General features: G+C 69.8%; 7 protein-coding genes. 3 read left to right on the top strand and 4 right to left on the bottom strand.

Translation table 11 applies throughout. From position 1 onward, the window contains the following. The 4 genes from PV679_RS30995 to PV679_RS30980 all read right to left on the bottom strand — a co-directional run. Nucleotides 1-252: ATP/GTP-binding protein (locus PV679_RS30995; RefSeq protein ID WP_176712835.1), on the bottom strand; the 252-nt coding region annotated here is incomplete at its 3' end. After that, nucleotides 233-640, bottom strand: coding sequence for a DUF742 domain-containing protein (locus PV679_RS30990; RefSeq protein WP_319683976.1), 408 nt, complete (start codon nt 638-640; stop codon nt 233-235). The genes PV679_RS30990 and PV679_RS30995, both read right to left, overlap by 20 nt. Nucleotides 641-749: 109 nt before the next feature. After that, nucleotides 750-1163, bottom strand: coding sequence for a roadblock/LC7 domain-containing protein (locus PV679_RS30985; RefSeq protein WP_030351794.1), 414 nt, complete (start codon nt 1161-1163; stop codon nt 750-752). Between the two features lie 9 nt (nt 1164-1172). Further along, nucleotides 1173-4946 (bottom strand): nitrate- and nitrite sensing domain-containing protein, encoded by a 3774-nt coding sequence (locus tag PV679_RS30980; protein ID WP_319683974.1) that lies wholly within the window; start codon nt 4944-4946, stop codon nt 1173-1175. A 575-nt stretch (nt 4947-5521) separates the two neighbouring features. Between PV679_RS30980 and PV679_RS30975 the strand changes: the two genes are divergently transcribed. From PV679_RS30975 to gltX, 3 genes are all read left to right on the top strand, one after another. Then, nucleotides 5522-5716: a hypothetical protein gene (locus PV679_RS30975; RefSeq protein WP_319683973.1), complete on the top strand. Its 195-nt coding sequence runs from the start codon at nt 5522-5524 to the stop codon at nt 5714-5716. A 261-nt stretch (nt 5717-5977) separates the two neighbouring features. After that, nucleotides 5978-6763: a fumarylacetoacetate hydrolase family protein gene (locus PV679_RS30970; RefSeq protein WP_319683971.1), complete on the top strand. Its 786-nt coding sequence runs from the start codon at nt 5978-5980 to the stop codon at nt 6761-6763. Continuing rightward, the gene (gene gltX, locus PV679_RS30965) at nt 6756-8252 is read left to right on the top strand and encodes a glutamate--tRNA ligase (RefSeq protein WP_319683969.1); all 1497 of its coding nucleotides are present in this window, start codon (nt 6756-6758) and stop codon (nt 8250-8252) included. Before PV679_RS30970 ends, gltX begins: the two co-directional genes overlap by 8 nt. Nucleotides 8253-8399 lie beyond the last annotated feature (147 nt).

Genomic DNA, 8399 nt, shown 5'->3' with positions numbered 1-8399 from the left:
GAGGATGAGGTCCTGGTCGAGGGTGATGCGGCCGAAGTCCATGGCCACGGTGGTGGTGGTCTTGTCTCCGGTGTGGGTGAGGTCGTCGATGCCGGCTGATGCGCTGGTCATGACGGCTTCGGTACGCAGCGGGTTGATCTCCGAGACGGCGCCGACGAACGTGGTCTTGCCCACGCCGAAGCCGCCCGCCACCACGATCTTCGCGCTGGTGGTTGAGCGGGCCGCACCGCCGCTAGAGCTTGCGAAGTCCACTGAGCACCCTTTCGAGCAGTGTCACATCCGGCGTGCCGCCGGCCTCTCCATTGCCTGGCTGGTGGATGGCCACCATGCCCGCCTCCGCCAGGTCGGCCACCAGAATGCGGGCGACCCCGAGCGGCATCGTCAGCAGCGCCGACACCTCCGCGACGGATTTGACCTCACGGCACAGGTGGCAGATCCGCTGGTGCTCGGGGAGCAGGGTGGCGAGATGTGCCGGGTCTGCCGTCGTACTGACCAGTGCCTCGATGGCGAGCTGGTACCGCGGCCGGGTCCGGCCGCCGGTCATGGCGTACGGACGTACCAGCGGTTGGTCGCCTTCAGGACCGTACGAGGCGTCGACTGAGACGCCGTACGGATCGTGAGAGGCGGGTGGCGGGGTCATGAATCCTCCGGGCGTGACAGCAAGATGTCTGCGTGCCGTCTGACTTGGCCGGTGGGGGGCCGGATGGGCGGCCTGACGGTGGTGGAGCTGGGGGCTGTGCCTGGAAACCTCAGTGCAACAGGCTTCCCTGGAGCTCGGCGCGCAGGTCCGGAGTGAGGACCGTACCGGCGCGGTCGACCAGGAGGGCCATCTCGTATCCCACCAGACCGATGTCGCACTCGGGGTGGGCGAGCACGGCCAGGGAGGAACCGTCGGAGACGGACATGAGGAAGAGGAAGCCGCGCTCCATCTCCACCACGGTCTGGTTGACCGGGCCGCCTTCGAAGATCCGGGACGCCCCCGCGGTCAGCGAGGTAAGACCGGACGCCACGGCCGCGAGCTGGTCGGCTCGGTCGCGGGGGAAGCCCTCGGACATGGCCAGCAGAAGTCCGTCTGCGGAGACCACCACTGTGTGGGACACCCCAGGGGTGTTGTCCACGAAGTTGGTGATCAACCAGTTCAGATTCTGCGCAGCCTGACTCATCGGACTCAACTAACGCTCCTGCTGGTGAGAGTTGCCGAGGTTGAAGCCGCTGTTCGCCGGGCCGGTGTTGCCTGCCTGACGACCCTGCTGGATACCCCGACGGAGATTGGTCAGCCGGCCGCGTACGTCAGCGGGCGCACGCGACACCTGCGGACCGGCCTGATTGTTCTGTTCCTGTGCGGTGCCGGGCACCAGATTGGCGCGCGGCACCCGGCGCGGCAGACCGGAGGTGGTGATGCCGCCCGCCGCGGGCTTCTTGACCCGCTCGGCCTGGCGTACCAGCTCGTCGTTGGGAGACGTGCGCCAGGAGGAGGTGACACCGGTGCCGTTGGCGCCCGGACCGTTCAAGCCCGGGCCATGGTTGCCCGGACGGTTGGCGGGCTCGCGCTGCGGCATCGGTTCCCGCCGCGGCGGCTGAGCCGGATGGGACGGGCCCTGCTGGTGCGGCGCCTGCTGCTGGCCGCCCTGCTGTGTGCCGTGGAACCAGTTGGTCTCCAGATTGTCGAACAGCGGCGTACGTCCGTCACCGGGACCGGCCGGAGGCAGCGCCTCGGGCTGCTGCTGGTGCGGCGGTCCCTGCTGGCGGTAGCCGCCCCCCGAACCGGGCGCCGGAGCCGGCGCCGGAGGCCGCGGAGCGTTGAAGTCCTGCTGGGCGCCGTAGCCCTGCGGAGCGTTGTAGTCCTGCTGCGGCGCGTTGTAGTCGGACGGCGCGTGGAAGCCGGACTGGTTGTTGTAGTCCTGCTGCGTGCCGTAGTCCTGCGGGGCCGCGTAGTCCTGGCGGTAGCCCGCCGCCGGGGCGTTGAAGTCCGGACGCGGGAACTGGGCCGTGGCCGCGGCGTCCGCGGGACCGCCCTGGTGCGGGATGTTCGCGTCGGGCCGGGGCCCGTTCAGGTCCGGGCGCTGGAACTCCGCGGTGGAACCGGGACCCTGCTGCTCGGCAGACGGCCGCGCGTACTGGCCCGTGGAGTCGTGCTCCTCGTGGCCGCGCGGCGTGTCCAGCGGCGAGCGCTGCTGCTGTTCCGCGCCCCAGCTCGTGGTCTCGGGACGCTGGGACCGCTGCGGCTGCGGGTTGCCGCCCGGCAGCTCGGCGCGCGGTCCGCCGGGCGGCGGGAGCTGCCGGCCGCGGTCGGGCGCGCCACCCTGCTGGAAGGCGTTCTGGGCACGGCCGCTGAAGCCGTTCTGGCCACCGGGGCCGTTCTGACCGGCCTGGTGGTTCGGACCGTTCTGGCTGTTCGGACCGTTCTGGCCGAGAGGCGCGCCGGGATAGTCCGTGCGGCCCTGGCCGTTCTGGCCCGGTCCGTTCTGGCCTGGTCCGTTCTGGCTCTGGCCGCCCTGGCTCGGAGCGCCGAAGGCGTTCTGGCCGAAGACACTGGGCAGACCGGAGTCCTGGCGCGGCGGGTCCTGTCGGCCATCGGCCTGCGGACCGCCGTGCGTCCCGTCACGGGCGGGCAGCGCGGCGCGCGGGCTCGTACCGGCGCCGACCTGGCCGCGCGGCGAACCGGCACCGAGACCGGGACGGCCGCCACCGGCCGCACCGGGACCGCCGGGCAACTGGCCGCCGGCACCGGCGGGAGCCTGGCCCACGCCGTTCTGGCCACCGGCGCCCGGCCTGCCCACCGGGGCCTTCTTGCCGCCGTGCGCGACATCGACCGGCAGCATGACCAGCGCGGTCGTACCACCGGAGTCGGAGGGCCGGAGCTGGATCCGGATGCCGTGCCGCAGGGACAGCCGGCCGACCACGAACAGACCCATGCGGCGGGAGACCGAGACATCCACGGTGGGCGGCGAGGCGAGCCGCTCGTTGATCGCCGCGAGGTCCTCCGGAGAGAGACCGATACCGGTGTCGTGGATCTCGACCAGGACGCGTCCGTCGGGCAGCGCGTGACCGGTGACCCGGACCTTCGTCTGCGGCGAGGAGAACGACGTCGCGTTCTCCAGCAGCTCGGCGAGCAGGTGCACGAGGTCGTTGACGACGCGTCCGGCGACCTCGGTCGCGGGGACCGAGGCCAGTTCGATGCGCTCGTACTGCTCCACCTCGGAGGCGGCGGCACGGAGCACGTCGACCAGCGGGACGGGCCGGGTCCAGCGGCGGCCCGGTTCCTCACCGGCGAGGACCAGCAGGTTCTCGCCGTTACGGCGCATACGGGTCGCGAGGTGGTCCAGCTTGAAGAGCGAGGAGAGCTGGTCCGGGTCGGCCTCACGGGATTCCAGCTCGGAGATCAGCGAGAGCTGGCGCTGGATGAGGCCCTGGCTGCGGCGCGAGAGGTTGGTGAACATCGCGTTGACGTTGCCTCGCAGCAGGGCCTGCTCGGCGGCGAGCCGGACCGCCTCGCGGTGCACGTCGTCGAAGGCCGTGGCGACCTGTCCGATCTCGTCCCGGGAGTGCACACCGACCGACTCGACGGAGGTGTCGACATCCTGTGGGTCCGACTCGGAGAGCTGCTTGACCAGTTCGGGCAGCCGTTCCTGGGCGACCTTGGTCGCCGTGTCCTGGAGCCGGCGCAGCGAGCGGATCATGGAGCGGGCCACCACGAAGGCGCCGACGAGCGAGACGCCGAGGACGACAAGGATCAGCGCGGCGTTGATGAGCGCCTCGCGCTGCGAATCGGTGCGCAGCTCGCGGGCCTTGCCCTCCATCTCGCCCAGCAGCGTGGCCTCGATGGTCTTCATCGCGTTGATCCGCGTGGAGGCCTGGTCGGTCCAGTCCAGATACGAGCGCGGCGGCGCCTTGGCCAGGCCGTCGGAGTTGTCCAGCACCCGGTCCGCGTACTTCTCGGCGGCGTCGATCTCCGAGCTGCCCTGGCCGTTGAGCGGAGCCATCAGCTCTTCGGCGTCGCCGCCCATGGACTCGTACAGCGAGCTGAAGGAGGTGAGGGCGTTCTGTTCCTTGGTCGCCGCGGCCAGACCGTAGAGGCGGTCGTTCTCGGTGAGTTTGCCGCGCGTCTTGTCGGTGGACGGCAGTGCGGCGGCGATGATCGCCCGCTGGATGGAGGCGTACTCCTTGGCGGACGAGAACGCGGCCAGCGCGCGGGTCCGCTTGATCATGTCCGGGTTGCTGGTGGCCTGGGCCATGTCCTGCGAGAGGCTCAGCAGCGAGTCGATCAGACCGCTGTACGCGTCCACCGTCAGGGAGTGCGAGTCCGAACCCGAGGCGTAGGCGTCCTTGCGGATCTCATTGATCTGGTTGACCTGGGTGGCGATCTGGTTGACGTTGGAGCGGATGCTCTCCAGCGCCTCGTCGCCATCGGTGTTCCCGATGTCCACCGTGGCGTCGAGGAAGGCCTTCTTCGCCCGGTCGGTCTTGGTACGGCGGTCCTGGACCTTGAAGTCCTTGGCGCCCATGCCGTTGGTGAGGGGACCTGCCGAGTCGTCACGCTCCGCCTGGAGCGCGGCGGCGAGGGTGGTCGCCTCCTTGGTCATCTTGGTCAGCAGTTGCATGTGCTCCAACTGCTGTATTTCATTGAGCGACTCATCGATCCGGAGTCCGCCCAGTGTGGTGGCGGCGACCACCGGCAGGGTGAGCAGAGCCACCAGCCGGGTGCTGATGCGCCAGTTGCGCAGGGCTATTCGTGAACCCGCGTCAGGTGGTGCGGTGGGCTTCGGCGCGGCCGAAGTGCCTTCGCCACCCGGCGCCGTCCCGGGATGTCCGCCGCGGCCGCCGCTCTCGCCGGAGGGGGCCGGGCCCGGGTTCTGGGTGTGCTGGGGCGAGGAGCCGCGGTCGGTTCCGCCGCGGGGCTCCTGCTCCGCCGCAGCACTGCTATCCCTCTTGTAACGTCCCTGCACTAGCGTCGCAACCTCTGGACCAGGCGTCCTACCGCTGAACGGCGGGACGGTGTCGGCGTCGTGGGGCGCAGAACGCTCCCCATGGTGGTCGTGAGTGACCGGCGCTGCTCCCCTTCTCCGCCGCCACTCGGCGCTGCGTTGCGCCTCTGCGCGCCGGTTTGAAACCCGCGGCGGTGGGGGGAATTCCAGCACAGTGCAGGATCTCCAACAAGGGCCGAGGGCAGGGCCGTGACCTGGATGACAGGGCGTGAGCGGCGAGTCACAAGCCGTAGAAAGTGTTCACGGAGAAACCGGACGTATACCGACGATCTGCTTACGGGTGGGGGGTGTCCAGGACCTGATGATCAGCAGCGGAATGGAACGTTCAGTAATGCAATGTCCGTTTCAGTGATGCCCGATCGCTGTCCGTAATGAGAGAAATGCCGGTGGAGCCGTGAGCAAACTCACACGGAGATCGCCGTTGGATCCCCGCTCCGGCGGGGAATCGGATGTTTAGCCTGGCGCTTTACAGGGATGGCAAATCCGACAACCGGCGCTCCGTGCGCCTCTCTATCTGACAAGGTCTGACGCCACAGATGAAGACGACGAAGATGTTCCGCGCCACCGCCAACCCCCGGCGCACCACGCTGGCGCACCTCAAGGACCTCAAGGATCTCAAAGGCGCCGAAGGGCTGGTCCCCACCGAGCGTCCGGAGCATCGCGCCGTCCTGCCGACCCGGACCGCCAATCCCCGCCGTACGATCCTGATGGACGCGCCCACGGCGAAGTAGGTTCCCCGCAGGCGCCGATCGGCTGATCCGTCGGCGCCCGTCGGTCCCGGTCCGGCCGATCGGTCCGTGCGCATCCGTACGGGACCGCGCCGGGCGACGCGCGCGGAGCGCCGGCCTCATACTGGGCGTATCCGGGTCATCCCGACGGCGCGGCGAGGCGCGGCGGCGGCGGGTCGCGGGCCCGCGAAGATCCGCCGTGCATGGCCTAGCCTGGAGCGTCAGTCTCCAGACCAGCCAGCAAGTGAGGGGCGACAGCATCCCGTGCGCATCGCCAGATTCTCCATCGACGGCAATGTCGCCTTCGGCGCGGTCGAGGGCGAAGGCAGCGGCGACTCCGCCGGCCTCGTCCTCGACATCATCAAGGGCATTCCGTACACCGACTTCGAGCTCTCCGGCACCAAGGTCCCGCTGAGCAAGGTACGGCTCCTCCCGCCCGTCCTCCCCAACAAGGTCGTCGGCATCGGCCGCAACTACGCGGAGCACGCGGCGGAGCTGGGCAACGAGGTCCCCGAGGCGCCCGTCGCCTTCTTCAAGCCCACCACCTCGGTGATCGGCTCCGGCGACGCGATCGAGTACCCCTCCTTCTCCAGCGAGGTCCACTACGAGGCCGAACTGGCCGTCGTCATCGGCCGGCTGTGCCGCGAGGTCCCGCGCGAGCGCGTCAAGGACGTCATCTTCGGCTACACCTGCGCCAATGACGTCACCGCCCGCGACACGCAGAAGCGGGAGAAGCAGTGGGCCCGCGCCAAGGGCTTCGACACCTCGTGCCCGCTCGGTCCCTGGGTGGAGACGGATCTCGACCCGTCCGACGTCACCATCCAGTGCACGGTCAACGGCGAGCAGCGCCAACTGGGCCGTACGAGCGAGATGATCCGCTCCATCGAGGACCTGGTCGTCCACATCACCGAGGCCATGACCCTGCTCCCCGGCGACGTCATCCTCACGGGCACCCCCGCGGGGGTCGGCCCACTCAGCGTCGGCGACGAGGTCGCCGTCACCATCGAAGGCATCGGCACTCTCACCAACAAGGTGATCAAGCGTGGCTAGCGCACATATCGGTACAGACAAGCACGTCCGGGTACGTTTCTGTCCCTCGCCGACCGGAAACCCTCATGTGGGTCTGGTCCGCACCGCCCTGTTCAACTGGGCTTTCGCCCGGCACACCGGCGGCACCCTGGTCCTGCGGATCGAGGACACCGACGCGGCCCGCGACTCCGAGGAGTCGTACCACCAGCTCCTCGACTCGCTGCGATGGCTGGGGCTCGACTGGGACGAGGGCCCCGAGGCCGGCGGCCCGCACGAGCCGTACCGCCAGTCGCAGCGGATGGACATCTACCGCGACACCGCCGAGAAGCTGCTTGCCGCCGGTCACGCGTACCACTGCTACTGCACCGCCGAGGAGCTGGAGGCCCGCCGCGACGCGGCCCGCGCCGCCGGCCGGCCGTCGGGCTACGACGGCCACTGCCGCGATCTGACCGACGAGCAGCGGGCGGCGTACGAGGCCGAGGGCCGCAGCTCCATCGTCCGCTTCCGGATGCCCGACGAGCCGATCACCTTCACGGACCTCGTCCGCGGTGAGCTGACCTTCACGCCGGAGAACGTCCCGGACTACGGCATCGTCCGCGCCAACGGCGCACCGCTCTACACGCTCGTCAACCCGGTCGACGACGCGCTGATGGAGATCACTCATGTGCTGCGCGGCGAGGACCTGCTCTCCTCCACGCCGCGCCAGGTCGCGCTCTACCGGGCGCTGATCGAGCTGGGCATCGCCAAGGACATCCCGGCGTTCGGGCATCTCCCCTATGTCATGGGCGAGGGCAACAAGAAGCTCTCCAAGCGCGATCCGCAGGCGTCCCTCAACCTCTACCGCGAGCGCGGGTTCCTGCCCCAGGGTCTGCTCAACTACCTTTCGCTGCTCGGCTGGTCCCTCTCCGCCGACCGCGACATCTTCTCCATGGAGGAGATGGTCGCCGCCTTCGACATCGCGGACGTCAACGCCAACCCGGCCCGCTTCGACCTGAAGAAGGCCGAGGCGATCAACGCCGACCACATCCGGCAGCTCGATGTGAAGACGTTCATCGAGGCCTGCGGTCCCTGGCTCAGGGCCCCGTACGCGCCGTGGACGCCGGAGTCCTTCGACACGGCCGCCTTCGAGGCGCTGGCGCCGCTGGCCCAGACCCGGGTCACCGTCCTCTCGGACATCACAGCCAATGTCGACTTCCTCTTCCTCGACGAGCCGGTGTGGGACGAGGCGTCCTGGGCCAAGGCCATGAAGCCGGGCGCGGACGCTCTGCTGGCCACCGCCCGTACGAAGATCGCCGAGGCGGACTGGAACGCGGAGGCCCTCAAGAACGCGGTCCTCGCGGCCGGTGAGGAGCACGGCCTCAAGCTCGGCAAGGCCCAGGCGCCGGTCCGGGTCGCGGTCACCGGCCGCACGGTGGGCCTGCCGCTCTTCGAGTCGCTGGAGATCCTGGGCCGTGAGCGCACGCTGGCGCGTATCGACGCCGCGCTGGCGAAGGCGAAGCCGGTGGCGTAGCCGACGCGCCCAGGACGGGCGGCGGCGGCCACCGAGCCCGGTGACCGCCGCCGCCCGTCCTCCCGTCTACCGCCCGGTACGGATCACCGATCCGGGCCGCTTCCGGGGCCGCCGCGAGCCCATACCCGTTTTGGAGCGGTGTCCGGC

Origin of the sequence: Streptomyces sp. AK02-01A, assembly GCF_033795305.1 — a bacterium.
Taxonomy (GTDB): Bacteria; Actinomycetota; Actinomycetes; order Streptomycetales; family Streptomycetaceae; genus Streptomyces.
The sequence above is the reverse complement of the archived record's forward strand: the minus strand, read 5'-3'. Positions and strand labels throughout refer to the sequence as shown.